The organism is Microbacterium aquilitoris (assembly GCF_031932285.1).
In the GTDB taxonomy this organism is placed as follows: domain Bacteria; phylum Actinomycetota; class Actinomycetes; order Actinomycetales; family Microbacteriaceae; genus Microbacterium; species Microbacterium aquilitoris.
Window position 1 is genome coordinate 124,470 of record NZ_JAUZVT010000002.1, and the last position, 25,556, is coordinate 150,025.

At 69.5% G+C, this 25,556-nt stretch carries 23 protein-coding genes and 1 riboswitch; of the genes, 7 read left to right on the plus strand and 16 right to left on the minus strand.

What is annotated here, in order from left to right; genetic code table 11:
- Window positions 1-65 precede the first annotated feature (65 nt).
- The gene (locus Q9S78_RS07380; RefSeq protein WP_020096702.1) at window positions 66-1,499 is read right to left on the minus strand and encodes a helix-turn-helix transcriptional regulator; all 1,434 of its coding nucleotides are present in this window, start codon (window positions 1,497-1,499) and stop codon (window positions 66-68) included.
- 110 nt (window positions 1,500-1,609) lie between these two features.
- Here Q9S78_RS07380 and Q9S78_RS07385 point away from each other — a divergent pair, with 110 nt between their 5' ends.
- A complete protein-coding gene (locus Q9S78_RS07385) occupies window positions 1,610-3,511 on the plus strand; it encodes a phosphoenolpyruvate carboxykinase (GTP) (RefSeq protein WP_311869858.1) in 1,902 nt (633 codons plus the stop codon).
- 95 nt (window positions 3,512-3,606) lie between these two features.
- On the opposite strand, the gene Q9S78_RS07390 is transcribed toward Q9S78_RS07385, so the two are convergent.
- Window positions 3,607-5,481 (minus strand): ABC transporter ATP-binding protein, encoded by a 1,875-nt coding sequence (locus tag Q9S78_RS07390; RefSeq protein WP_311869859.1) that lies wholly within the window; start codon window positions 5,479-5,481, stop codon window positions 3,607-3,609.
- Window positions 5,482-5,535: 54 nt separating this feature from the next.
- Here Q9S78_RS07390 and Q9S78_RS07395 point away from each other — a divergent pair, with 54 nt between their 5' ends.
- From Q9S78_RS07395 to Q9S78_RS07405, 3 genes are read left to right on the plus strand one after another with little or no spacing between them, the layout of a single operon-like run.
- A complete protein-coding gene (locus Q9S78_RS07395; protein WP_116228570.1) occupies window positions 5,536-6,477 on the plus strand; it encodes an ABC transporter ATP-binding protein in 942 nt (313 codons plus the stop codon).
- Window positions 6,474-7,355, plus strand: a complete 882-nt coding sequence (locus tag Q9S78_RS07400) for an ABC transporter permease (protein WP_311869861.1) — start codon at window positions 6,474-6,476, stop codon at window positions 7,353-7,355. Before Q9S78_RS07395 ends, Q9S78_RS07400 begins: the two co-directional genes overlap by 4 nt.
- Window positions 7,352-8,164 carry an ABC transporter permease gene (locus tag Q9S78_RS07405; RefSeq protein WP_311869862.1) on the plus strand — a complete coding sequence of 271 codons (813 nt, stop codon included), beginning with the start codon at window positions 7,352-7,354 and terminating at the stop codon, window positions 8,162-8,164. Before Q9S78_RS07400 ends, Q9S78_RS07405 begins: the two co-directional genes overlap by 4 nt.
- Before the next feature lie 3 nt (window positions 8,165-8,167).
- Here the strand turns inward: Q9S78_RS07405 and Q9S78_RS07410 are convergent, their stop codons facing one another.
- From Q9S78_RS07410 to Q9S78_RS07445, 8 genes are all read right to left on the minus strand, one after another.
- Window positions 8,168-9,160: an NADP-dependent oxidoreductase gene (locus Q9S78_RS07410; RefSeq protein ID WP_311869863.1), complete on the minus strand. Its 993-nt coding sequence runs from the start codon at window positions 9,158-9,160 to the stop codon at window positions 8,168-8,170.
- A 130-nt stretch (window positions 9,161-9,290) separates the two neighbouring features.
- Window positions 9,291-10,739: an MFS transporter gene (locus Q9S78_RS07415; protein WP_311869867.1), complete on the minus strand. Its 1,449-nt coding sequence runs from the start codon at window positions 10,737-10,739 to the stop codon at window positions 9,291-9,293.
- A 168-nt stretch (window positions 10,740-10,907) separates the two neighbouring features.
- Entirely contained in the window at window positions 10,908-11,258 is a 351-nt protein-coding gene (locus tag Q9S78_RS07420) for a Fe-S protein (protein ID WP_311857695.1), read from the minus strand.
- Between the two features lie 51 nt (window positions 11,259-11,309).
- The gene (gene ribH, locus Q9S78_RS07425; RefSeq protein ID WP_311857694.1) at window positions 11,310-11,783 is read right to left on the minus strand and encodes a 6,7-dimethyl-8-ribityllumazine synthase; all 474 of its coding nucleotides are present in this window, start codon (window positions 11,781-11,783) and stop codon (window positions 11,310-11,312) included.
- The gene (gene ribA, locus Q9S78_RS07430) at window positions 11,780-13,060 is read right to left on the minus strand and encodes a GTP cyclohydrolase II (protein WP_311857693.1); all 1,281 of its coding nucleotides are present in this window, start codon (window positions 13,058-13,060) and stop codon (window positions 11,780-11,782) included. The genes ribH and ribA overlap by 4 nt, the downstream gene beginning before the upstream one ends.
- On the minus strand, window positions 13,057-13,704 hold the full coding sequence (locus Q9S78_RS07435) for a riboflavin synthase (RefSeq protein ID WP_018188799.1): 648 nt from the start codon (window positions 13,702-13,704) through the stop codon (window positions 13,057-13,059). Before Q9S78_RS07435 ends, ribA begins: the two co-directional genes overlap by 4 nt.
- On the minus strand, window positions 13,704-14,723 hold the full coding sequence (gene ribD, locus Q9S78_RS07440; RefSeq protein WP_311869869.1) for a bifunctional diaminohydroxyphosphoribosylaminopyrimidine deaminase/5-amino-6-(5-phosphoribosylamino)uracil reductase RibD: 1,020 nt from the start codon (window positions 14,721-14,723) through the stop codon (window positions 13,704-13,706). The genes Q9S78_RS07435 and ribD overlap by 1 nt, the downstream gene beginning before the upstream one ends.
- A 65-nt stretch (window positions 14,724-14,788) precedes the next feature.
- Window positions 14,789-14,929: riboswitch (FMN riboswitch) on the minus strand.
- 69 nt (window positions 14,930-14,998) lie between these two features.
- Window positions 14,999-15,958, minus strand: coding sequence for a sugar-binding transcriptional regulator (locus tag Q9S78_RS07445; RefSeq protein WP_018188797.1), 960 nt, complete (start codon window positions 15,956-15,958; stop codon window positions 14,999-15,001).
- A gap of 130 nt (window positions 15,959-16,088) precedes the next feature.
- Between Q9S78_RS07445 and Q9S78_RS07450 the strand changes: the two genes are divergently transcribed.
- Complete coding sequence (locus tag Q9S78_RS07450) at window positions 16,089-17,786, plus strand: glycerol-3-phosphate dehydrogenase/oxidase (protein WP_311869871.1); 1,698 nt, start codon at window positions 16,089-16,091, stop codon at window positions 17,784-17,786.
- Window positions 17,787-17,838: 52 nt separating this feature from the next.
- Window positions 17,839-19,371: a glycerol kinase GlpK gene (gene glpK, locus Q9S78_RS07455; protein WP_311869872.1), complete on the plus strand. Its 1,533-nt coding sequence runs from the start codon at window positions 17,839-17,841 to the stop codon at window positions 19,369-19,371.
- Window position 19,372: 1 nt separating this feature from the next.
- On the opposite strand, the gene Q9S78_RS07460 is transcribed toward glpK, so the two are convergent.
- A complete protein-coding gene (locus Q9S78_RS07460; RefSeq protein ID WP_311869873.1) occupies window positions 19,373-20,236 on the minus strand; it encodes an Fpg/Nei family DNA glycosylase in 864 nt (287 codons plus the stop codon).
- A gap of 59 nt (window positions 20,237-20,295) precedes the next feature.
- Window positions 20,296-20,853 carry a GNAT family N-acetyltransferase gene (locus Q9S78_RS07465; protein ID WP_311869876.1) on the minus strand — a complete coding sequence of 186 codons (558 nt, stop codon included), beginning with the start codon at window positions 20,851-20,853 and terminating at the stop codon, window positions 20,296-20,298.
- Window positions 20,854-21,191: 338 nt separating this feature from the next.
- Between Q9S78_RS07465 and Q9S78_RS07470 the strand changes: the two genes are divergently transcribed.
- Entirely contained in the window at window positions 21,192-21,920 is a 729-nt protein-coding gene (locus Q9S78_RS07470; protein ID WP_311869878.1) for an endonuclease domain-containing protein, read from the plus strand.
- A 123-nt stretch (window positions 21,921-22,043) separates the two neighbouring features.
- Here the strand turns inward: Q9S78_RS07470 and Q9S78_RS07475 are convergent, their stop codons facing one another.
- From Q9S78_RS07475 to Q9S78_RS07490, 4 genes are read right to left on the minus strand one after another with little or no spacing between them, the layout of a single operon-like run.
- Window positions 22,044-22,499, minus strand: a complete 456-nt coding sequence (locus tag Q9S78_RS07475) for a hypothetical protein (protein ID WP_311857682.1) — start codon at window positions 22,497-22,499, stop codon at window positions 22,044-22,046.
- The gene (gene trpS, locus Q9S78_RS07480; RefSeq protein ID WP_081626483.1) at window positions 22,492-23,496 is read right to left on the minus strand and encodes a tryptophan--tRNA ligase; all 1,005 of its coding nucleotides are present in this window, start codon (window positions 23,494-23,496) and stop codon (window positions 22,492-22,494) included. Before trpS ends, Q9S78_RS07475 begins: the two co-directional genes overlap by 8 nt.
- A gap of 47 nt (window positions 23,497-23,543) precedes the next feature.
- Window positions 23,544-24,413, minus strand: coding sequence for an exodeoxyribonuclease III (locus Q9S78_RS07485; protein ID WP_376716536.1), 870 nt, complete (start codon window positions 24,411-24,413; stop codon window positions 23,544-23,546).
- Window positions 24,414-24,417: 4 nt separating this feature from the next.
- Complete coding sequence (locus tag Q9S78_RS07490) at window positions 24,418-25,554, minus strand: YihY/virulence factor BrkB family protein (RefSeq protein ID WP_311857677.1); 1,137 nt, start codon at window positions 25,552-25,554, stop codon at window positions 24,418-24,420.
- Window positions 25,555-25,556 lie beyond the last annotated feature (2 nt).

A 25,556-nucleotide genomic window follows, 5' to 3' on the forward strand; every position in this document is an offset into this window, starting at 1 on the left:
TTAGGTTAGGCGAACCTCACTCGCGAGAGCGTACACCCGCCGCCCGGCGGCGCTCAACACGGCGTTCAGGCGTGTCGGTCCAGGAACGCGTAGACCTCGCCGTCGTCGACGCCGGGGAACATCCCCCGCGGAAGGGGCGAGAACATCTGCATGTGCACGCGGGCGCTCGGCCATGCCTTGCCCTTCCACCGTTCGGTGAGATCGGCGTCGGGTCGCCGGCAGCAGGCTTCGTCGGGGCACGTCGAGGCCGCCCGCTTCGGCGTTTCGCGCCCGCGGAACCAGCGTGCGTCGTCGAAGGGCACCCCGACCGTGATCGAGAACTCGCCCTCCGTAGTCGAGCCGGTCTGGCTCGAGCACCAGAACGTCCCGCCGGGGGTGTCGGTGTACTGGTAGTGCTCGGTCGTCCGGTTCTGCTCCGCGAACGCGGACCGCGCCGCGAATCTGCGGCAGACCACCTGCCCCTCGACCGATCCCGTCACGTCCATCGGCAGCGGCAGCCCGTCGTTCTCGTAGACGCGGTTGATCGCGCCCGCCCCGTCGACGCGCAGGAAGTGGAGCGGGATGCCGAGGTGCTGCGTCAGGAGGTTGGTCATCCGCATCGCGGCCGCCTCGTGGGTCACGCCGAATGCGTCGCGGAAGTCCTCGACGGCGAGGTTCCGGTCCTTCTTGGCCTGGGCCAGGAAGGCGACCGACGCGGTCTCGGGCATCAGGCAGCACGCTGCGTAGTAGTTGATCTCCAGGCGCTGCTGCAGGAAGTCGGCGTAGTCGGTCGGCGGGGTGTGCCCGAGCAGACGGTGCGCCATCGCCTGGAGCGCCATCGACCGCAGGCCGTGGCCGCCGGGGATGGATGCCGGGGGCAGGTAGATCCGCCCGTTCTCGAGGTCGGTGACCGATCGTGCGGAGTGGGGGAGGTCGCTCGCGTAGATGAGTTCGAACCCGAGCTGCTCCGCCATGATGCTGACCGTGCGGTGCGTCAAGGCGCCGGTGGAGTGCCCGGCGGCTTTGAGCTTTTTCTCGGCGAGCTTCTCGATGTCGGGCAGGTAGTTGTTCTGCTCCCGCATCCGCAGGCGCAGTTCGGTGTTGGCGCGGCGGGCTTCTTCGGGTGTCGCGATCGATTCGCGTTCGCGCCGCTCGAGTTCGCGGTGGAGCGCGAGGATGCCCTCGATCGTCTCGTCCGACATCGTCTTCGTGACCTTCACCGGGGCGACGCCGAGGCGGCGGAACACGGGGCTCCGCTGCGCGCGCTCCAGGTCGAGTTCGAGGGCGGCGCGGCGGTTCGGGGGCTCCGTGGAGAGCAGGTCGGTCACGTCCGTGCCCGTCGCCGTCGCGATCGCCTGCAGGACCGACAGCTTCGGCTCGCGCTTGCCGTTCTCGATGAGGCTGAGCTGGCTCCCGGCGATGCCCACGAGCGCCCCCAGTTCGTCGAGCGTGAAGCCGTGGGCGGTCCGCTGATGCCGGATGCGGTGGCCGAGGGTCGAGAGCTGGAGGGGCGTCGCCATGAACTTGATGCTATCGAAAGAATCGCATTTCTTGACGCAGAGAATTGCGAAAAGAGTGGGTTGTTGGGGCGCACAGTGGAGATACGCCCACCCCGACCGAGGAGCGCCGAATGGCCATCGCAGACCTGTTCACCCGCCCCACCCGTACCGGCTCGACGCCGATCGTCGCCCGCTCGACGCCGGCGCCCACCGGCATCCGTCCCGCCGTCACCGGAGAGGGCATGGCGGCCCTCCACGCGTGGGTCGACGAGATCGCGGCGCTCACGCAGCCCGCCCGCATCCACTGGGTCGACGGCTCGGCCGCCGAGAACGACGCGCTGCTGCGCCAGCAGGTCGATGAGGGCAAGCTCATCAAGCTCAACCCCGAGTGGCGTCCCGGGTCCTACCTCGCCCGCTCGCACCCGAGCGACGTCGCCCGCACCGAGGGTCGCACCTTCATCGCCTCGGAGCGTGAAGAGGATGCCGGGCCCACCAACAACTGGATCGCGCCCGACGAGATCCGCGCGACCATCACGCCCCTTTTCGAGGGCAGCATGCGCGGCCGGACGATGTACGTCGTGCCCTTCTCGATGGGCGCCGTGGGCGGCCCGCTCTCGCACATCGGCGTTCAGGTGACCGACAGCGCCTACGCGGTCACGTCCATCGGCATCATGACGCGCGTGGGCGCCGAGGTGCTGCAGCAGATCGCCGACGGCAAGCCCTGGGTCAAGACCGTGCACTCGGTGGGCGCGCCGCTCGCTCCCGGACAGCAGGACGAGGCGTGGCCCTGCAACGACGAGAAGTACATCGTCCACTTCCCCGAGACGCTCGAGGTCTGGTCGTTCGGCTCCGGCTACGGCGGTAACGCGATCCTCGCCAAGAAGTGCTTCGCGCTGCGGATCGCCTCGGTGATCGGCCGCGACGAGGGCTGGCTCGCCGAGCACATGCTGCTCATCCGCGTCATCGACCCCGCGGGCAAGGCCTACCACGTCGCCGCAGCGTTCCCTTCGGCCTGCGGCAAGACGAACCTCGCCATGCTCCGCCCGACCATCCCCGGGTGGCGGGTCGAGACGCTCGGCGACGACATCGCCTGGCTGCGTCCGGGTGAGGACGGCCGCCTCTGGGCCATCAACCCCGAAGCCGGCTTCTTCGGCGTCGCGCCGGGGACGGGCGAATCGACGAACGTGACGGCGGTCGACACTCTCTGGGGCAACACGATCTTCACGAACGTCGCGCTCCGTCCCGACGGCGACGTGTGGTGGGAGGGCCTGACCGACGAGGCGCCGGCCGAGCTCACCGACTGGGAGGGCAAGCCCTGGACCCCGGCATCCGGTCGTCCCGCCGCCCACCCGAACTCGCGCTTCACCGTGAGTGCGGGGCAGTGCCCGCAGATCGCCGCGGACTGGGATGCCCCCGAGGGCGTCCCGCTCGACGCGATCCTGTTCGGCGGACGCCGTGCCACCAACGTCCCGCTGGTGGTCGAGGCCACCGACTGGACCCACGGCGTCTTCATGGGCTCGAACATCTCGTCCGAGCGCACCGCCGCCGCCGAGGGGCTCGTCGGCGAGCTGCGCCGCGACCCTTTCGCGATGCTGCCCTTCTGCGGCTACAACATGGCGGACTACTTCGGCCACTGGCTGACGGTCGGTGAGAAGCTGCGCTTCGACCGGGCTCCGCGCATCTTCCAGGTCAACTGGTTCCGCAAGGGCTCGGACGGGCGCTTCCTGTGGCCCGGCTTCGGCGACAACGCCCGCGTCATCGACTGGATCATCCGCCGCATCGACGGGTCCGTCGGCGCCGTGGACAGCCCCGTCGGGCGCCTGCCGAAGACCGACGACCTGAACCTCGCGGGGATCGAGGTGCCGCAGACCGATCTCGACGAGCTGTTCGCGGTGGACCCGGCATCCTGGCTCGCCGAAGCCGACCTCACCGAGGAGTTCTACCGGACGTTCGACGGCAAGGTCCCGCCGGCCCTCTACGCCGAGCTCGCCGCCTTGCGCTACCGCCTGCAGCGCGCGCAGCAGGAGGCCTGAGCCTCCCGCACCAGGCGTCGACCCGACGAGAACTGCTGTTCCCGGATGCCGGGAGTCGCAGTTCGCGTCGGGTCGCGGTGCGTTCGGGGGAGCCTTCAGACCAGCAGTTGGCGGGCGGCGAGGTCGCGGTAGAGCGGCACGTCGCGCACGAGCTCGTCGTGCGTGCCCTGACCCACAACGCGGCCGTGATCGAGGACGACGATGAGGTCGCTGTCGACGACCGTCGAGAGCCGATGTGCGATGACGACGAGCGTGCGACCCGCGGCGACCGCGTCGATCGCGTCGCGCATCCGCTGCTCGTTGAGGCCGTCGAGGGACGATGTGGATTCGTCGAGCAGCAGGATCGGCGGAGCGGCCAGCAAGGCCCGCGCGATCGCGAGGCGCTGACGCTCGCCACCGGAGAGCATCACGCCCGCCTCTCCCACCGGTGCTTCCAGGCGCAGAGGTGAGCGCTCGAGCACCTCGGTGAGGTTCACGGCGTCGAGCACGCGTTCGCAGTCCGCGTCGGTCGCGTTCGGGGATGCGAGGCGCAGGTTGTCGGCGATCGTGCCCGCCAGTGTGGGGGCGTCCTGTTCCACGTACCCGAGTCGGGCGCGCAGCGACAGGCGGTCGAGCGCGCGGGCATCGATGCCGTCGATGAGGATCGCGCCGGCGGTCGGGTCGTAGAACCGCTCGATGAGCGAGAGGGTCGTCGACTTGCCGGCCCCCGACGGGCCGACGAGTGCGACGCGGGCCCCGCGCGGCACCTCGAACGAGACACCTCGGAGCACGGTCGCCTCGGGTTCGGGCTCCGACTCCTCGGGGAGGGGCGCGCGGGCGTCGGCGAGGGTCTTGATCGCCTCATCCTGCGCGCTCCGGCGGGCGCGGATGACCGCTTCGGGATAGGAGAAGTGCACGTCGCGGAACTCGATGGCGGCCGTCGAGTCGGCGGACGGTGAGGCGGCGGATGCGGCGATCGCGGCATCCTCGGCCGTCTCGTCCGGCAGGTCGAGGACCTCCTGGATGCGGCCGAGCGCGCCGAGCGCCTGGTTCACCGAGGTGATCGCGCCGAAGAAGGAGGCGAGGGGCTGCACGAGGAAGAAGAGGAACATCACGAAGACGACGAGCTGAGCGATCTCGATGGCGCCGGATGCGACGCGGAACCCGCCCACGCCGAGCACGACGAGGAGCGAGACCTGCAGGGCGATTCCCGCGACGGGGACGACGACCGCCGAGGCCTTCGCGACCTTCACGCCGGCGTCGTAGGCCTCGCTGGCTGTCGACGAGATGGTGTCCTGCTCACGGGCCTCCGCGCCCGAGGCGCGGATCGTGCGGATCGAGCCGATCGCCCGCTCGACGCCGGAGGCGAGCGCGCCCACCTTCTCCTGCTGCTCGAGCGTGGCCCGACGGATGCGGCCGCTCAGCACGACGACGACCGTCGCCGAGGCGCCGATGACGACGACGATCAGCAGCAGCAGGATCGGGTCGATGATGAGCATCGCGATGATCGCGCCGACGAAGATGAGGGCGTTCCCGATCGAGTCCGCGAACCCCTGCGTGAGGACGGCGTAGAGCAGGGTCGTGTCCGTGCCGACCCGCGACACCAGGTCGCCGGTGCGCCGAGCGTCGTACTCCTGCACCGGCAGGTGCAGGAGCTTGGCGATCAGTCGGCGACGGCTCGAGTAGACGACCGCGGTGCCGGTGCGCTGCAGCAGGTAGTGCTGGAATCCGCCGATGAGCGAGGACACGACGACGAGGCCGACGAGGACCCAGACGAGGATGCCGAGGGCCTGGCCCGCCTGCACCCGGCCGATGACGTTCCCGACGAGGAGCGGCTGGATGAGGGTGGCGACCGCTTCGAGCACGCTGAGGACGCCGACCACCACGAGAACACGCTTGTGTTCGAGGAGGAAGGGGACGAGCTGACGGAGGCTGGCGCGGGGGCCGTCGTCCTTCGAGGGGCGGCGCAGACCGCGGCGAGGCGTGGACATCCCTCTATCTTCCTCCGTCCTGACCGTGTCCCCGCCCGTCGATAGTGTGGTCCGGTGCCAGAACCCGTGATCCGCGCCGAGAAGCTCGTGAAGGCCTACAAGAGCAAGGGCAAGCCCGACTTCGTCGCCGTCGACGGACTGTCGTTCGAGGTCGCACCGGGGGAGTCCTTCGGTCTGCTCGGCCCGAACGGCGCCGGTAAATCGACGACGATGAAGATGATCGGCGCCGTGTCGACCCGGACGAGCGGGAACCTGTCGATCCTGGGGCTGGACCCCGACCGGCACGGCCCCGAGATTCGTTCGCGCCTGGGCGTCGTCCCGCAGCAGGACAACCTGGACGGCGAGCTCAACGCGCGCGAGAACCTCTACATCTACGGGCGGTACTTCGGCCTCCCGGGCAAGGTGTGCGCCGAGAAGGCCGATGAGCTGCTGGCGTTCGCCCAGCTCGAGGACAAGGCGAAGAACAAGGTCGACCAGCTCTCCGGCGGGATGAAGCGCCGCCTGACGATCGCTCGCGGGCTCATCAACGACCCGCGCATCCTGCTCCTGGACGAGCCCACGACGGGCCTTGATCCGCAGGCGCGTCACGTGCTCTGGGACCGCCTGTTCCGCCTCAAGGAGCGGGGCACGACGCTCGTCCTCACGACCCACTACATGGACGAGGCCGAACAGCTCTGCGACCGGCTCGTCGTCGTCGACAAGGGGCGCATCATGGCCGAGGGGAGCCCGGCCTCCCTCATCCGCGAATATTCCAGCCGCGAGGTGCTCGAGGTGCGCTTCGGTTCCGACCGCAACGAGCAGGTCGCCGCCCAGCTGCAGGGTATCGGCGACCGCGTCGAGGTGCTGCCGGACCGCATCCTCGTCTATGCCCACGACGGTGAGGCCGCCCTCGAACGGGTCACCTCGTCGGGCCTGCAGCCGATGACGAGCCTCGTCCGTCGGTCCAGCCTGGAGGACGTGTTCCTCCGCCTCACGGGACGGTCGCTCATCGAATGAGCGAGACGACACAGGCGGCGCAGCCGACGCTCGACGAGCTGCGGGCAGAAGCGATGGAGTGGGGGCGCAAGCCCCGTCGATTCGGCAGCTGGTACGTCACGGAGCACATGGTCCGGGCGATGCGCGCCTACGGCTGGACCATCGTGGTCGGAGCGCTCGGGCAGCCGGTTCTGTATCTGCTCGGCTTGGCCGCCGGCCTCGCCGCGCTCATCCGGACGCCGATCGACGACCGCGGCGTGCAGGTCGACTACCTCGTCTTCGTCGCACCCGCGCTCCTCGTCACGGCGGCGATCTCCGTCGCCTCCGAGGAGATGACGTACCCCGTCATGGCCGGGTTCAAGTGGCGACGGTACTTCTTCGGGTTCAACGCGTCCGCCCTGTCGAGCCCGCAGATCGCCAACGGCGTCATCATCGGCGCGGCCGCCCGCATGACGTTCGCGGTCGCGGCGTACTACCTCTTCATCTGGCTCCTCGGTGCCCTCGGCATCGGGTGGACGACGGTGCCGAACCCCGAGACCGGGTGGATCGCGATCCCGGCGGGCATCCTCGCGGGCCTCGCGTTCGGCATCCCGCTCATGGCCTACGCCGGCTCGATCGAAGACGACAAGGGGCAGTTCGCGCTCGTCCAGCGCTTCATCTTCATGCCGATGTTCCTCTTCTCGGGCACCTTCTACCCCCTCGAGACGCTGCCCGTCTGGCTGCAGTGGATCGGGTGGGTCTCGCCGCTGTGGCACGGCGCCGAGCTCGGTCGCCTGGGTACGTACGGCGCCGCGGTGCCGCCGGTCATGGTCGTCGTCCACCTCGGGTATCTCATCGTGCTGACGGGAATCGGCTACCTGTGGGGTCGGAAGGTCTTCACCGAGAGGCTCGCGAAGTGAGCGCTGTGACGGCCGAGCGGGTCGGGGGAGTGCGTGCCCTTTGGGCGGGCAACCCCGGCGCCGTCGTGCAGCGCGGATTCCTCGCCGCCCGATCCTCGAGCTGGGCCGTCGTCCTGTCCGGTTTCTTCGAGCCGGTCTTCTACCTCGCGTCGATGGGTCTCGGGCTCGGCAAGCTCATCGGCGACGTCCAGACCTCGCAGGGGATCGACGTCAGCTACGCCGCGTTCATCGCGCCCGCCCTCCTGGCCGTGTCCGCGATGAACGGCGCGATCTACGACTCCACCTGGAACGTCTTCTTCAAGCTGAACTACGGCAAGCTCTACGAGGGAATGCTGGCCACGTCCCTCGGGCCCCTCGATGTCGCCCTCGGCGAGATCCTCTACGCGCTCCTGCGCGGCCTGCTCTACGCGACCGGTTTCATGATCGTCATGCAGGTGCTCGGGCTGAACCTCGCCTGGACCGCGATCCTCGCGATTCCGGCGGTGCTTCTGATCGCGTTCGGCTTCGCGAGCTTGGGAATGGCGATCACGAGCTACATGAAGACGTTCCAGCACATGGACTGGATCAACTTCGTGCTGCTGCCCATGTTCCTCTTCTCGGCGACGTTCTACCCGATCACCGTCTACCCCGAGTGGGTGCAGTCGATCGTCATGGCACTGCCCCTCTGGCACGGCGTGGAACTCCTCCGCGGGCTGACCCTCGGCATCCTGTCGGTCGACATGCTCTGGCACGTCCTCTACTACGTCGTGATGATCGCGATCGGCCTCGTCTTCACGACGAAGCGCCTGCGCGCACTGTTCCTCGACTGAGGATCAGCGGCCGGACTCCATGACCTCGCGCGCCTTGCGGATGCGACGCGGATTCACGGGATGCGTCGCGAGGACGACCTTGCCTCGGGAGTGCAGCTTCAGCAGGTCGTCGTACGCCTCGGCGACGTCGGCCAGCGGATAGAAGCCCGAGACGAGCACGTTCACGGCGCGCTTCTCGGCGAGATCCACGACTTTCCGAAGCTGATCCGTCCCGTGCGCGACCGCATCGGGCTCGTCCGAGAGCAGGGCGACCTCGCGGTCACGCCGGTCGGCGCTCGAGCGGAACTTGCCTGCCGGGACGCCCAGCGCCCCGGCGATGTCCTGTCCGTCTTGGCCGAAGTTGTCGATGTAGGCGCTGACTCCGTCGGGGGCGAGCGCACGGATGCGGTCGACGATCCCATCGCCGTACTGCACCGGCTTCACGCCGAGCTGTCGCAGATAGTCGAAATTGCGGGCGCCGCACGTTCCGATCACGCGGGCGCCGCGATGCATCGCGATCTGAGCCTCGACGCTTCCGACACCGCCCGCGGCAGCCGAGATGACGACGGTGTCCCCGGCACCGACCTTCAGTTCGTCGAGGATGTCGAGGGCCGTCGTCCCGGCCAGGTACAGCCCGCCCGCCGTCTCGAAGGTCACGTTCTTGGGCTTGCGGACCAGGCGGTCGACCGAGATCGTGAGGTGGCTGGCCTGGGCGCCCGAGCGGAGGTGGCCGACGACGTCACTGCCCACGGGGAAGCCGGACGTCTCGGGCCCGACCGCGATGACGGTGCCTGCGAAGCAACTGCCCGAACGGCGCGGGAACTCGTCGTCCCATTCCTTCTCGGCGCCCGAGCGGACGAAACCGTCGATGTGATTGAGGCCCATCGTCATGACCTCGACGGTCACCTCGCCCTGGCGGGGCTCGGCGAGGGGGCGGTCGACGAGATGCAGCACCTCCGGCCCGCCGGTCTGGTCGTACTCGACGACCGATGCCTGGGTGACCTTCTTGATAGCCATGGTCCACTCCCTCGTGTGCCTGTGAGGCCGACGATAGACCCGCCTCGTGCCCGAGGGGAACTCTTGACAGAACGGATGCCGCGGCCCTCCCGATGGGGTGGGCCGCGGCATCCGTCGGTTCAGCGTGAGGTCAGCTGGTGACGGCCTCGGCGTGTCCGATGTTGGTCTCGTACTCGACGTCCTTCGTCTCCTTCGATAGCCACAGGGCGATGAAGGTCAGGACCGCGGAGCCCGACAGGTAGACGCCGACGAGCCAGGGCGATCCGCCCGCGGCCGCCCACAGTGCGGTCGCGACGATCGGCGCGAGCGCGGCCCCGAGGATCGACGACACGTTGTACGAGATCGCCGACCCCGTGTAGCGGACGTTCGTCGGGAAGAGCTCGGGCAACAGGGCCCCCATCGGGCCGAACGTCGCGCCCATGAGCATGAACCCGAGGATGAGGAACGCCTGCACGAGTGCACCGCTGAACTTCGGGTCGAGCTGGGGCAGCAGGAACACGTTGAACAGCAGGCCGAAGACGCCGATGAGTCCCGTGATCCACAGCAGCAGGCGACGACGTCCGATCGAGTCGGCGACGGGGCCGGACAGCAGTGTGAAGACGCCGAAGAAGATGACGCCGACGATCTGCATGATGACGAAGTCCGTGTACCCGAACCCGAGGCCGGGCACATAGGTGGCCGCGTCGAAGGGCGTCCCGGCGGCCTGGGCGGCCGCGGCGGCACCGTCGGTGGTGGCCTTGGTGCCGTACGCCAGGGTGAAGCTGGTCATCAGGTAGAAGAGCACGTAGGTCGCCAGCATGATGAACGTGCCGAGGATGAGCTGCTTCCAGTGGCGTCGGACGACTTCACCCAGCGGGAACTTGCGGATCGCCCCGGTCTTCTCGGCCTTCGCGAACGTCGCCGATTCGACGAGCTTCAGGCGCACGTAGAGACCGACGATGACCATGACCGCCGAGAACAGGAACGGCACGCGCCAGCCCCAGGCGAGGAACTCCTCGCTGCGCTGCGCGGGTCCGTCCGGGTGGGGGAGGAGGAAGTAGATCACCAGGAAGACGGTGTTGGCGATGATGAAGCCGATCGGCGCACCGAGCTGCGGGAACGTGCCGTACCAGGCTCGCTTTCCCTTCGGAGCATTCTCGGTCGCGACGAGCGCAGCGCCCGACCACTCGCCGCCGAGGGCGAAGCCCTGCGCGAGGCGGAGGATCAGGAGCAGGATCGGGGCGACGATGCCGACCTGACCGTACGTCGGCAGGAAGCCGATGAGGAACGTCGCGACGCCCATCGTCAGGAGCGATCCGACGAGCGTGGCCTTGCGACCGAACTTGTCGCCGAAGTGGCCGAAGATGACGGCGCCGACGGGGCGCGCGACCATGGCCGCGCCGAAGATGCTGAACGACAGCAGCAGGTTCGTGGTGTCGTTGCCGGCAGGGAAGAAGAGGATGGGGAAGACGAGGACGGCGGCGGTCGCGTAGACGTAGAAGTCGTAGAACTCGATCGTCGTGCCGATCAGACTCGCGGTGATGACGCGGGAGCGCGGATTGGCGGGTGCGGCGGGTGCCGCGGGTGCTGCGGATGACATGCGGGGGACCTTCGGAACGAAGCGGTGGGTCCTCATGGGACGTGTCGGCGGCGGATGCGCTCGCAGGGGTGACGCGAGGGCATCACAGCACTGGGATCACCGATGCGTCGACGGAGTGGTCGACGCAAACCTCCACCCTACTCCCGCGCGTCGCGCGAGAAGTCCCGGTCAGCGCCAGATGACGGCGAGGCCCGCGTTGACGAGCGTCAGGATGCCGATGGGCCAGAAGATCCCCGCGGGGACGGAGCCCGACTTCCGCAGACGTCCCGCGCCCGCGCCGAGGAGCCCGCCGATGATCACCAGGATGACGAGCTTGATGCCGATCTTGACGTAGTTGAGGTCGTGATCGAGTCCCCAGGGCGCCGACAGCGCGAGGCCGGCCACAAGGGCGATGCCGAGTCCCCAGTGCATGATGCGGGTCACGCGGCGCTGACCGACGAGTTCGACCACCCACGCACCGAAGAGCGTCGCGAATCCGATGAGGTGGACGAGAACGACGATGCTGCGCAGGGTCTCCATTCCCTCAGGCTACCTGAAGGTGGAGATCCCACGCAGCATCGGGTCGAGCGGTCAGACGCGGAGGTCGCGGAGGACGAGTGCGGTGCGGATCGCGGCATCCGCTGCTTCCGCACCCTTGTCCTCCTTCGAGCCCTCCAGGCCCGCCCGGTCGAGTCCCTGCTGCTCGTCGTCCAGCGTCAGGACGCCGAAGCCGACGGGCTTGCCGGTGTCGAGCGCCACGCGGGTGAGGCCGTCGGTCGCGGCGGAGGACACGAAGTCGAAGTGGGGAGTGCCGCCCCGGATGATGACTCCGAGGGCGACGGCCGCGTCGGCGCCCTCGTCGAGTGCCGCCTTGGCGGCGACCGGCAGCTCGAACGATCCCGGCACGCGGACGAGTCGCCACGAGGCGCCCGACGCGTCGAGGATGCGCTTCGCGCCGGCGATCAACCCGTCGGTGATCACGTCGTGCCACTGGCCGGCGACGACGACGACGGACAGGTCGCTCGCGTCGACGATCTCGGTCTGGGGTGCTCCGTGGCCGCTCATGCGTTGTGCTCCTCGCTGTGCGCGAGTGCTTCGCGCAGTTCGTCGGCGTCGATGATGTGACCCATGCGGTCGGCCTTCGTCGCCAGGTACTGGTGGTTGTTCGCGCCGACCCCGACGAGCAGCGGCACCTGGTCGACGATCGTCAGGCCGAGTGCGCGCAGCTGCGCGACCTTGTCGGTGTTGTTGGTCAGCAGACGGATCTGCTTGACGCCGAGGTCGGTGAGGATGCCGGCGGCCGCCGCGTAGTCGCGTGCGTCGGCCGGCAGGCCGAGTGCGAGGTTCGCGTCGACCGTGTCGAGGCCGCGCTCCTGAAGGCTGTAGGCCCGCAGCTTGTTGATGAGTCCGATGCCGCGACCCTCGTGGCCGCGCATGTAGATGACGACGCCGCCGTCCTGCTCGATGGCGTCCAGGGCCGCCTCGAGTTGCGGACCGCACTCGCACTTCAGCGAGCCGAAGGCCTCACCGGTCAGGCACTCCGAGTGGACGCGCACGAGCGGCGCCTCCTCGGTGAGCTCGCCCGAGACGACGGCGATGTGGTCGGTGCCGGTGATGCGGTCCTTGTATGCGAGGAAGCGGAACTCCCCGTGCGAGGTCGGAACCTTCGCCTCCGCGCGCAGGCTCACTCGACGCTTGCCGATGTGGTCTGTGTGTGCGGCGGCGCTGTCGCCGTCGGCTGCGCTCACGTGCGCGATGAGCTGTTCGATCGTGATGACGGGGATGCCTTCGCGTTCACCCATCTCCAGCAGGCCCGGCATCCGCATCATGCTGCCGTCGTCCGCGACCACTTCGCCGATGACGGCGACGGGCTGGAGGCCGGCGAGCTGCATGAGCTCGACCGCGGCTTCGGTGTGCCCGGCGCGCTCGCGCACGCCGCCGTCGACGGCGCGGAGCGGGAGCACGTGGCCGGGGCGGATGAGGGAGGCGGGGACCGACGTCGGGTCCGCGAGGACGTTGGCCGTCCGGGCGCGGTCCGACGCGCTGATGCCGGTCGTGACGCCGTCGGCGGCGTCGACGCTCACGGTGTACGCGGTGCTGCGGGCGTCCTGGTTGACCTCGACCATCGGCGGCAGGTCGAGCCGGTCGGCCCAGTCCGCCGGCATCGGCGCGCAGAGGAAGCCGCTGGACCACCGGATGGTCCAGGCGAGCCACTCCGGCGAGGCCAGCTCGGCGGAGATGATGATGTCGCCCTCGTTCTCGCGGCTCTCGTCGTCGGCGACCAGGATCGGTCGGCCTTCTTTGAGGGCTGCCAGGGCGTCGGGGATGGACGAAAGGCTCATCGGGAGCCTCCTTCTTCTGTAGACGGGATGCCGTCGGGTGAGGCGAATCGGAGCAGACGCTGCACGTGCCGCGCCAGGATGTCGGTTTCGAGGTTGACCCGGTCGCCGGGCGTCAGCGCGCCGAGAGTGGTCACCTCGAGGGTTTCGGGGATGAGGGAGATCTCGAACCACTGCGACGACGCGTCGGCGTCCGACACGTCCGAGACGGTGAGCGAGACGCCCTGCACGGTGATCGATCCCTTGTCGACGACGAGGGGGGCGAGGTCTGCGGGCAGCGAGACGCGGATGACGCGCCACTGCTCGCCGGGGCGCACCTCGAGCACCTCGCCGGTGCCGTCGACGTGCCCCTGCACGATGTGACCGCCGAGCCGGGTGTGCGCGGCCAGGGCGCGCTCGACGTTGACGGGGGAGCCGACGGCGAGCGTGCCGAGCGTCGACATGTCGAGCGTCTGCTTCATGACGTCGGCGGTGAACCCCTCCGGCGTCTGGTCGGTGACCGTGAGGCAGACCCCGCTGATGGAGATCGAGTCGCCGCGCTGCGCGTCCGAGACCGCGAGCGGTGCGCGGACCGCGAGGCGCACGCCGTCGCCGGACGGATCGATGGCGGTGATGACGCCCTGCTCTTCGATGATGCCCGTGAACATCAGCCCTCCTTGGGGGTCAAGGTGACGAGGATGTCGTCACCGAGTCTGTCGAGGCCGACGATCTCGAGTCGGCGCTGCTCTGCGATCGTCGTGACTCCGATGTCGCCGACCGCGACGCGGTCTCCGCCGATCAGGGTCGGCGCGACGTACACGAGGAGCTCGTCGACGAGCCCCTGGCGCAGGAACGACGCCGCGAGCGTCGGGCCGCCCTCGAGGAACACGCGGTGAGCGCCGAGTTCGCGGAGCCTGTCGAGCAGGTCGCGGAGATCCTCGCCCTCGTCCTGCATGAACGGCCGCGGGTGGCGCCGGAGTGCGGCCTCCTGGGGCACCGCGCGGATTCCGACGACGACCGGCCGCGGCTGGTCCTCGTAGAGCGATCCGTCCGCGGTGCGTGCCGTGAGCTCGGGGTCGTCGGCGAGGACGGTGCCGGTGCCGACGACGATCGCATCCGCCCGTGAGCGGCGGCGGTGGACGTCCGCGCGTGCGTCGGGGCCCGTGATCCATTGGCTGGTGCCGTCGGATGCCGCGGCCCGACCGTCGAGCGACTGCGCCCACTTGACGGTGACATGCGGTCGCCCCAGGCGCTGCACGGTCAGCCACGACGAGATGAGGTCTTCGCCCTCCTCGCGGAGCACGCCCCCCTCGACGTCGACACCGGCGGCGTGCAAGCGCTCTGCGCCTCCGGACGAGACGGCACCCGGGTCCTCGGCGGAGTAGACGACGCGTGCGACCCCGGCCTCGATGAGGGCGACGGCGCACGGGCCGGTGCGGCCGGTGTGGTTGCAGGGCTCGAGGGTCACGACGGCGGTGGCGCCGCGCGCGGCATCCGGCCCCAGTTTCGACAGCGCGTCGATCTCGGCATGGGGGGTGCCGGCGCCGTGGTGCCAGCCCTCGGCGAGCACGGCGCCCTCGGGCGAGAGGATGACGGCCCCGACCTGCGGGTTCAGGCCGCGAGGCCCGTTCGTCGCGAGCGCGAACGCGTGACGGAGCGCGCTGCGCTCCGCGTCGGTGACACTCATCCGGATCCTCACGATGGGGTTCTCCGGGGCGCGGGCGCGACAGGCGGGTGCGGCGTCGCCGCATCCACCGTGCTGCCTCCCATCCGGACTAGCGACTCTCGTCGCATCACCGTCGGTTCCGGATTTCCACCGGATCAGCAGGACCTGGGTCCCGCTCGCGGACTGTCACCGCCGGTTCGGATTCCCACCGACCCCGGAGCACGTTTCTTGCTCTTGCAGTGTAATCAACCGCTCTTCGCCGGTTTCATTCCCGCGTCATCTCTTGACTTCCGAGGTCATTCGGTCAGCGCGCGGGCGGTCGCCTCATCGACGACCAGCTCGGTGACGAGGCGGGCGGCGAGCGCCCCGCGCAGACTGTCGCGTTTGTCGACGCCCGAGACGATGCAGACGCGACTCGGCACGCGGCGGAGCACGTCGAACCGCGGGCCCGTCGCGCGGTCGTTGAGCTCGATCCCGCGCGTGGAGCCGTCGAGCCGGTAGAACACCGTCGCGACGTCGCCCACCACCCCCTCGCCGTCGAGCGCGGCGAGCTCTTCGGGTTCGAGATAGCCGCCGGAGTAGACGTGGCTGGGGACGCGCGAGTCGGCGGCGCCGACGCTGAAGACGACGAGGTCCATCGCCGCCTGGATGGCGAGGATGCGAGTGGTGCTGCGTTCCCGCCACATCGCGTGCTTCGTGCGCGGGTCGTCGAAGAACGCCGGCACCGGGAACTGCTGCGCGTTTCCGCCGTAGGCCTCGGCGAAGCGGCTGAGGATGTCGCTGGCGTACAGCAGGCCCGTCGTCCGCGTGTTCCCCGAGCCGTTCAGCTGCACGAACGTCGTGCCGTGCACGGACTTCGGGACGAGGCGCCGGCTGACCGCCGCCGTCGTCGACCCCCAGGCGATCCCCACGGTGGTGTCCGCGACGATGAGGTCGCCGAGCAGGTGGGCGGCAGCCGTCGCGACGCGCTCGAGTCGCTCCACGTCGCTGGCGTCGTCGGGCACCGGAACGACATGCGCGGTGATGCCGTAGCGGTCCGCGAGGTTCTGCTCGAGCAGCTGCGGCGCGGCGAAGGGGGAGCGGATGCGGATGTCCACGATCCCGGTCGCGCGGGCACGCGACAGCAGGCGCGACACCGTCGATCGGGAGGTCCCGAGTTCGCGCGCGATGGCTTCCATCGTGCGGTCCTGGACGTAGTACAGGTGCGCGGCCGTGAGGGCGCGACGGATGTCGTCGGGATCGAGCGTCTCTTCCACGGATGACAGTGTGCACGTATGTGCATGGCGACTGCAATCCCGTCCACGAATGTCATCATTGGTCCCATCAGCCACTGCGGTGGCGGTCTGAGGCGACCGGGTCGACACCCGGCAGAAGTGGGAGTGTGACGTGAACGCGGACATCCGATCGACGACAGCGGCGCTGCGGGAGCGGCCCCAGGCGGACGTGCTCATCATCGGCGGCGGCATCAACGGCGTCGCGACCTTCCGCGACCTGGCCCTCCAGGGCATCGACGTCGCCCTGGTCGAGAAGAGCGACTTCCTCTCCGGAGCGTCGGCCGCGTCGAGCCACATGATCCACGGCGGCATCCGCTATCTCGAGAACGGCGAGCTCCGACTCGTCCACGAAGCCGTCACCGAGCGCAACGACCTGCTCACGACGGCGGCTCACTACGTCCGACCGCTCCGCACCACCGTGCCGATCTTCTCGACCTTCTCGGGCCTCCTGTCGGCACCGCTCCGCATGGTGCTGCATCGCAAGACGGCCTCGACCGAACGCGGCGCCCTCCTCATCAAGGTGGGGCTCATCATCTACGACTCGTTCTCGCGCGGCGGCGGCAAGGTCCCCCGCCACACGTTCCACGGTCGCCGCCGGTCGCTCCGCGCCCTGCCCGACCTCAACCCCGACGTCAAGTACACCGCCACGTACTGGGATGCCTCGCTCCGCGACCCCGAGCGCCTCGGCCTCGATCTCGTCCGGGACGGCATCGCCGTCGGCGGCAGCCGGGCCCGCGCCGCGAACTACGTCTCGGCCGCGGGCGTCCAGGATGGCAAGGTCGTGCTCCGCGACGAGGAGAGCGGCGAGGAGTTCCCGTTCGCGGCATCCGTCGTCCTCAACGCGGCGGGGCCGTGGACCGACCTCGCCAACCGCGCGCTCGGCGACGCCACCCGCTACATGGGCGGCACCAAGGGGTCGCACATCGTCCTCGACCACCCCGAGCTCATGCAGGCCACCGGAGGACGCGAGCTGTTCTTCGAGCACTCCGACGGACGCATTGTCCTCATCTACCCCCTCAACGGTCGCGTCCTGGTCGGCACGAGCGACCTCGAGCACGACATGTCCGAGCCGGCTGTCTGCACCGAGGAGGAGGTCGACTACTTCCTCGACCTCATCGGTCACGTCTTCCCGACGATCCCCGTCGACCGCTCGCAGATCGTCCACCGCTACTCGGGTGTCCGTCCCCTCCCCGGCCACGGCGACATGGCCGCGGGCTTCGTCTCGCGCGACTACCGCATCGAAGAGGCGATCCTCCCCGGGTCGGACCGCGTGTCGGTGCTCAGCCTGGTCGGCGGCAAGTGGACCACGTTCCGCGCCGTCGCCGCGCGACTGACCGACGAGCTGATGACCCGGATCGGCCGCGAGCGCGTCCGCTCCACCAAGGGTCTGCCGATCGGCGGCGCCGTCGGGTTCCCCCGCGCCGACGCCGACCGCGACGAATGGGTGCACCAGCACCTCTCGGACTTCGGACTCGAGCGCGGTACGCGTCTGCTGCACCGCTACGGCACGCACGCGCTGGCCGTCGCCACCGCGCTCCGCCAGGACGACGACGACGCGCCCCTGTCGACGCTGCCGCGATTCAGCTCGGGAGAGTTCCGTCACATGGCGACCAGCGAATCGGTCGTGCACCTCGACGACATCTTCCTGCGCCGCACGAACATCGGCTTCCGCGGTGAGGCGACCCGCGAGGTCGTCGAAGAGGTGGCCTACGCCGTCTCGGATGTGATGGGCTGGGACGCCGCGACCCGCCGCTCGGAGATCGACCGGACGCTCGCCGCGGTGCACGCCGCCGATCCCGTCGCTGTCTGACGCCGGCATCCGCGTCGCGATCAGCGACGAGCACTCGAAGAGGAGACGAGACGTGGCCGAACACGTGATCGCCATCGACCAGGGAACCACCTCGACACGCGCGATCGTGTTCGACGGCGAAGGGGCGCTCGTCGCCACCGCGCAGCGGGAGCACGAGCAGATCTTCCCGCGGGCCGGGCGGGTCGAACACGACCCCGTGGAGATCTGGACGAACACGGAATGGGTGCTCGCCCGCGTCCTCAACCAGGTGGGGCTGGCGCCGTCGGACGTCGCCGCCATCGGCGTGACCAACCAGCGCGAGACCGCGATCGTCTGGGACCGCCGCACCGGCCGGCCGATCCACAATGCGATCGTCTGGCAGGACACCCGCACGCAGCCCGCGATCGACCGGCTGATCGAGACGCACGGCGTCGACGCCTTCGCCGACGTGACGGGGCTGCCGCTCGCGTCGTACTTCTCGGCGTCGAAGATCGCGTGGATCCTCGACAACGTCGACGGGGCGCGCGACGCGGCGCGGAACGGCGACCTGATGTTCGGCACGCCGGACACGTGGATCGTCTGGAACCTCACGGGTGGCAGCGACGGCGGCATCCACATCACGGACGTCACCAACGCGAGCCGCACGCTGCTGATGGATCTGAAGACCCTCGACTGGTCGGACGAGATGCTCGAGATCTGGGACATCCCGCGCGCGATGCTGCCCGAGATCCGTTCCTCCTCGGAGGTCTACGGCGAGGTCGCGCAGCCGCGGGTTGCGCGCGGCATCCGGATCGCCGGCATCCTCGGGGACCAGCAGGCCGCCACCTTCGGGCAGGCCGCCTTCGACGCCGGGCAGTCCAAGAACACGTACGGCACCGGCAACTTCCTGCTCGTCGGGACCGGCACCGAGCTCGTCCGCTCCGAGGCGGGTCTCATCACGACGGTCGCCTACCGCGTCGGCGACGAGCCCGCCCACTACGCGCTCGAAGGTTCCATCGCCGTCACCGGCTCGCTCGTGCAGTGGCTGCGCGACAACCTCGGGATCATCTCCGATTCGGGCGAGGTCGAGCGGCTCGCCCGCAGCGTCGAGGACAACGGCGGCGCCTACTTCGTGCCCGCCTTCTCGGGACTGTTCGCCCCGTACTGGCGACCCGACGCGCGCGGCGCCCTCGTCGGCCTCACCCGCTACGTCACCAAGGCGCACATCGCCCGCGCCGCCCTCGAGGCGACCGCGTTCCAGACGCGCGACGTGATCGCCGCCGTCATCTCCGACACCGGCCGCGACCTCGACGAGCTCCGCGTCGACGGCGGGATGACCCGCAACGACACGCTCATGCAGTTCCAGGCCGACATCCTCGGCATCCCCGTCATCCGTCCCAAGGTCGTCGAGACCACGGCGCTCGGCGCCGCCTACGCCGCCGGTCTCGCCGTCGGCGTGTGGTCCGACAAGGACGCGCTCCGCGGGTACTGGCAGGAGGACCGCCGGTTCGAGCCGCAGATGGACCCCGACGAGCGCGACCGCCGATGCCGTCTGTGGGAGAAGGCCGTCTCGAAGTCGATGGGCTGGGTCGACGACGACGCCCGGGTCCTCGCCGGAACCGTCTGACCTACTTCAGGAGCCTCGACAGGCGGCGGTCCGCGAGGATCTTGCCGCCCGTCTGGCACCTCGGGCAGTACTCGAGGCTGTTGTCGGCGAAGAACACCGATCGCACCTCATCGCCGCACACCGGGCACACCTCGCCGCGTCGGCCGTGGACGGCCATCCCGCGACGCTTGGCGTCCTTGAGGTCGGCCGGAGGTTTGCCGGACGCCGCGGCCACCGCCTCGGCGAGGGTCTGCCGTAACGCAGCGTAGAGCCTGTCGATCTCGGCATCCGTCAGCCCTGCAGCCAATGCGTACGGCGACATCTTCGCGGCGTGGAGGATCTCGTCGGAGTAGGCGTTGCCGATCCCCGCGATGATCGACTGGTCCCGGAGGACGCCCTTGATCTGCGTGCGACGTCCTGCCAGGAGCTCCGCGAGGGTGTCGCGCGTGAAGGATTCGTCGAGGGGATCCGGGCCGAGGCGTGCGATGCCGGGGACGTCTGCGGGGGAGCGGGCGGCGTAGTAGGCCAGGGACTTCTTGGTGCCGGCCTCGGTCAGGTCGAACCCGGAGCCGTCGTCGAAGCCGACCCGCAGGGCGATCGGGGTCTTCCCCGGTCGGATGACCGTCGCCGGCAGCTGGTCGTACCAGCGGAGCCAGCCCGCCTTGGCGAGGTGGAAGACGAGGTGGGCACCGGCATCCGTCTGCAGGTCGACGAACTTGCCATGACGCTCCGCACCGGTGACGGTCGCGCCGGTGATCGCGTCGATCGGCGGGTCGTACGTCTTCAGGGCGGCGATGTTCGCGACCGACACCTTCGTGACGGTCAGTCCCGTCGCACGCTCGCGGAGGAAGTCGACCAGTCCCTGCACCTCGGGCATCTCAGGCATGGGGTCATCCTGTCATCCGGTGGGGACGGCGGTCAGGGGGTTGTCACGGGACCGGCTTGTCAGAGCACCGGCCACGTCTGCGGCGAGCGGTCGTCCGTGCCCAGGAGCGCGGCGATCCAGCCGTCGTGACGGCCGCGCGGATCGCTGAGCCCCTGGCGGAGGAGGCCCTCGTACCGGAACCCGAGTTTCTGCGCGACCCGCGCCGACGCGTGGTTGCCGACGACGGCGCGCCATTGGATCCGGGCGAGAGCGAGGGGCTCCGCGAACCCGAAGTCCACGACGGCGGTGGCCGCCTCGGTGAGGTAGCCGTGGCCGCGAGATGCGGCATCCATCCAGAACCCGATCTCTGCCGAGCCCTGCTTCTCGACGCGGTGGAGGCCGACCATGCCGATCCAGCGGCCCGCGCTGCGGACGCCCCAGGTGAGCTCGCTCTCGTCGTCCCACCATCCGGTCGCCTTGGCGACGAAGTCCTCCGCGTGCCGCCGGTCGTATGGCGACGGAAGCGTCGTCCACCGGGGCACCTCGGGATCCTGCGCCGCCGCCGTGATCGCGTCGACGTCGGCCGCCGTCGGGACGGACAGCTCGAGCCGCTCGGTCCGCAGAGTCACCGGTTCCATGCCCCGACCCTAGCGGCGGCCGCGCGTGCCGTATTCAGTCTCGGCACTCGGACGCGCGAGCACCCCTTGCGCGACTCGGCGGCGCGAGCGCCTCGCGTCGACGCCCGAGACTGAATACTGAACGACGACAACTTCACCGTCGTCTCCAGATTCTGGGCAAAGGCCGCATCGTCCACAGGTGGCGCTGTCGCTGTCGTCAGTCGGGGCGGCAGGCCCACAGTGGCGGGATGTTCGAGGTATGGACGAGAGCTGAGCTCGTGTCGAGCGGTGCGTCAGCGCGACAGATCACTGATGCTGTCCGCGACGGGCGGTTGATCCGAGCGCGCAAGGGGCACTACGTGTCGGGCGACGCACCTCCGGCGCTCGTCACGGCGGCACGAGTCGGTGGGCGACTCGGTTGCATTTCCCTGCTGGCCGCCCTCGGCGTGTTCACCTTTGACGACGCGAAGGTCCATATCCACATGGAACGAGGCGACAGCAGGATGCGGGGATCGACGGGCCCCATCCTCGCGCCTGTCGGTGACCGCGATGGGGTGAGCCTGCACTGGCGGAGATGGCTGGAGGCACCGGGCTCGGGGGCAGTTCACATCTACGACGCGCTTCTCGACGCCGTTCGGTGTCAGGACGCACGACACGCCATCGCCACACTCGACAGCGCCGCGCACGTCGGGCTGATCACTCTCGCAGAGATCCGAGACCTGTTCGGAGTGCTACCCCGTCGCTATCGTGCGCTGGCGCCTCTCCTGGACGGACGCGCGGAGTCCGGTCCCGAGACTCTGGTCCGACTGATGGTGAGGAGCCTTGGGCATTCCGTCGAACTCCAGGTCACCCTTGAAGGCGTGGGGCGCGTCGACCTGCTGGTCGACGGGTGGTTGGTGATCGAGTGCGACAGTCGACAGTTCCACTCCTCATGGGATCAGCAGCGGACCGACTACCGCCGCGACCGCGCGCTGGCTGCACTCGGGTACAGCGTTCTTCGCCTCATGGCGGAGGACATCCTCTATCGCCCGGACCTCGTCGTTGCTGCGCTCCGAGGGCTCCTGGACTCGCATCGTTCTGGCCACTGAGCAATCCTGCAGAACCGAATTCAGTCCCGAAGGATGCGACAACGGGACGGCGGAGCGTGGTTCTGCGGGGTGCTCAGGGCCGGATGCGTCCGCAGACTGAATACGGAACGCGTAGCAGCGGGCTCAGCCCTCGGGGTGCTGCTGGATCCAGACGGCCATGGCGGCGAGGTTGGCCAGCGGGGCCATCGCGCCGGTCACCGGTGCGTCGAACACGATGGACTCCACGCCGACCTCGGCGTAGGAGGCGACCCAGCCCGCGGCATCCGGCATCGGAACCGCGAGCAGCCGGTCGACCTCTTCGGGCGGGATGCCGAACCCCGTCGCCGCCTCTGCGGCACGCTCCGGCGTCGAGAAGGCGAAGATCGCCGGGCCCTGCTCGGTGGTGGCGGCGAAGGGGGAGGGCTGCTCATCGGCTCCGCGCGCGATGAAGATCCACCGCTCGAGGGCGAAGACGGCGCGCCAGAGGCGCTCCTGCGCGTCGCGGTCGTCGGGGGCGGCCATCGACACCGCAGCGGCCGCGTCGATCGCCGCGACGGTCTCGGGGGCGGGCCCGAGCTCGGGAGTCGGCTGATCAGGCACGACGCAGCAGCCCCAGCTTGTCGTAGACGTCACCCAGGGTGCGGTCGGCGACCTCCTCGGCGCGGGCGGCGTTCGTCGCGAGCACCCGGTCGAGCTCGGCCGGGTCGTCGAGCAGCTCGAGCGTGCGCTCGCGCACGGGACCGAACTCCGAGACGACGACCTCGGCGAGCCCCTTCTTGAAGTCGCCGTAGCCGCGACCTGCGTACTCGTCCTCGATCGAGGGGACCTGCCGACCGGTGAGGGCGGCGTAGATCACAAGGAGGTTCGAGACGCCGGGCTTGTTCTCCGAGTCGTAGCGGACGACGCCCTCCGAGTCGGTGACGGCCCGCATGATCTTCTTCGCCGACTTGGCCGGATCGTCGAGAAGCCAGAGGACACCGGCATCCGACTCGGCGGACTTCGACATCTTCGACGTCGGGTTCTGCAGGTCGTAGATCCGCGCCGTCTCCTTCTGGATGACGGGCTTCGGCACGACGAACGTCTGACCGTGGCGGCTGTTGAAGCGCTCGGCGAGGTCGCGGGTCAGCTCGACGTGCTGCTTCTGGTCGTCGCCCACGGGGACGAGATCCGTCTGGTACAGCAGGATGTCGGCGGCCATGAGGATCGGGTACGTGAAGAGCCCGACGTTGGTGGCGTCGGTGCCGTAGCGCGCCGACTTGTCCTTGAACTGCGTCATCCGGCCGGCCTCGCCGAAGCCGGTGACCGTGGACAGCACCCAGGCGAGCTCGGCGTGCGCGCGCACGTGCGACTGCACGTACAGCGTCGACTTCGACGGCTCGATGCCGGCGGCGATGTACTGCGCGGCGGTGCGGCGGGTCTTCTCGCGCAGCTCCGCGGGATCGTTCGGCTGCGTGAGGGCATGCAGGTCGACGACGGAGAAGAACGCGTCGTAGGACTCCTGCATGTCCCGCCACTGCAGGAGCGCCCCGATGTAGTTGCCGATCTGGAGGGAATCGGCGGAGGGCTGCATTCCGGAGTACAGGCGGGGTTTGCTCACCCTACGATCCTAGGCGCGAACGGATGCCGCGCCCCCGCGTCCGTGCCTCAGCTGCCGAGCGTGTAGTCGGCCACGACGGGCGCGTGGTCGCTCCAGCGGGTGTCCCAGGACGCTGCCCGGACGACCCGGTAGTCGGTCGCCCGCGTCGCGAGCTCGGGGGTCGCGAGGTGGTAGTCGATCCGCCAGCCGGTGTCGTTGTCGAACGCCTTGCCGCGGTTCGACCACCACGTATACGGCCCGTCGACCTCGCCGGCGAAGCTGCGCCCCACGTCGACCCAACCGAGTCCGGTGCCGCTCTCGCCGTCGACGGTCGCGACGGTCTCACCCGCGGGCCCGATGAAGCGGTCGAAGTACGCACGCTCGCGCGGGAGGAAGCCGGCCTTCTTGACGTTGCCCTTCCAGTTGCGGATGTCGAACTCGCGGTGCCCGACGTTGAGGTCGCCGGTGATGAGCGCGAGGTCGCCGAGGTGCGGCATCCGCTCTTCCATCGCGTCGAGGAACGCGTACTTCGCGACCTGCTTCTCGGTGCCCGCCTCGCCCGTGAAGACGTAGGCACTGACCACGGCGAGCAGCTCGCCGTCGACCTCGATGTCGGCTTCGACCCACCGGCCCTTCGAATCGAGCGTGTCGTCGCCGAGCTCGACGCGCCAGACGTCGAACGGCTCGCGGGTCGCGATCGCGACGCCGGCGCGACCCTTCGCGAGGGCCTCGTCGTTCACCAGGTGCCATCCGGGAAGGGCGGCGGCGAGATCGGATGCCTCGGCCCGCACCTCCTGCAGGGTCAGGACGTCGACCCCCGCGGTCTCGAGCCAGTCGTGCATCCCCTTCCGGGCGGCGGCGCGGATGCCGTTGACGTTGACAGAGGCGATGCGGAGTGTTCGTGGCACGCCTTCCAGCGTATCCAGGGCGGCGGACATCGCCTCACCGCCGGGTGCGTTCCCAGAGGTCCTCGGCGTGCCGCAGATCACGCCGCGCGCCGGGCTTCCGCCACCACGAGGCGTCCGCGAGCGCTTGCCGCGCCTCGCGGACACCGGCTTCGGCCACGACGCGGAGCGCGCGGCGCTCCTGCTCCCGTCGCTCCTCGGCGGTCATCTCCACGAGCGGGATGTCGGCGTCGTCCGCGGCGACGGCGATCCAGGATGCGGCGACGAGGATCACGATCCCGGCGAGGCGGAGCCAGAGCAGCAGCCCGACGACGGTGAACGTCGCCAGGAGCGGGTTGGTGGGGGAGTAGACCGCGAGGAATCCGGCGCCGAGCTGCAGGAGCGCCAGGGCACTCCCGCCGGCGGCGGCGCCCGGGATGATCGACCTCACCGGCAGCGAGGTCCCGGTGAGGAACCGGATGAGTCCGGTGAGAGCGGTGGTGTTCAGAAGGATGCTGACGATGACCGACGCGATGCGGCTCGATACGTCCACCGCGGTGGATTCGTACGGCACCTGGGCCCAGTCGAGCACGATCGCCACGACACCGCCCGCCACGAGTCCGAACAGCGCGCCGAGGACCAGGGCGAGCCCGAACAGGAGGGCGGCGAGCAGGTCCCCGAGTTTGAGGAGCACGAAGCTTCTCGTGTCGAACGGCAGGCCGAAGATGTCGCGCACCGCGCGGCGGGTGAAGGTGACGAATCCGATCGCCGTCCAGATCGCGACGGTGACGGCGATCGCACCCGTCACCGCGAGGAGGCTGCCGCTGTCGCGCGCGATACCCGCCACGTCGGCCGGATCGAGCGTTCCCCCGACCGCGATGAATCCGGGCAGGTAGGAGTTCACGACCGTGATGAGTCCGTCGATGGCGGTCTGCGAACCGCCCAGCCAGAGGCCGACGGCGGCGAAGGCGGTGTACAGCGTCGCGAAGATCGCGAACAGGGACTGATAGCTGATGGATGCCGCGAGCAGGAACCCGTTCCGCCGCAGGAAGCGGCGCCACACCCGCACCGGGAACGAACCGATGGTCCGCTGCGTCAGCTCGGTGGCCCGCTCGATCGGCTGATCGAGTCGCTCGCGCAGACGAGACGCCTCCCACCGCTCGCGCAGGGGAGGCGTCGTGTCGTCCGAGGTCACGC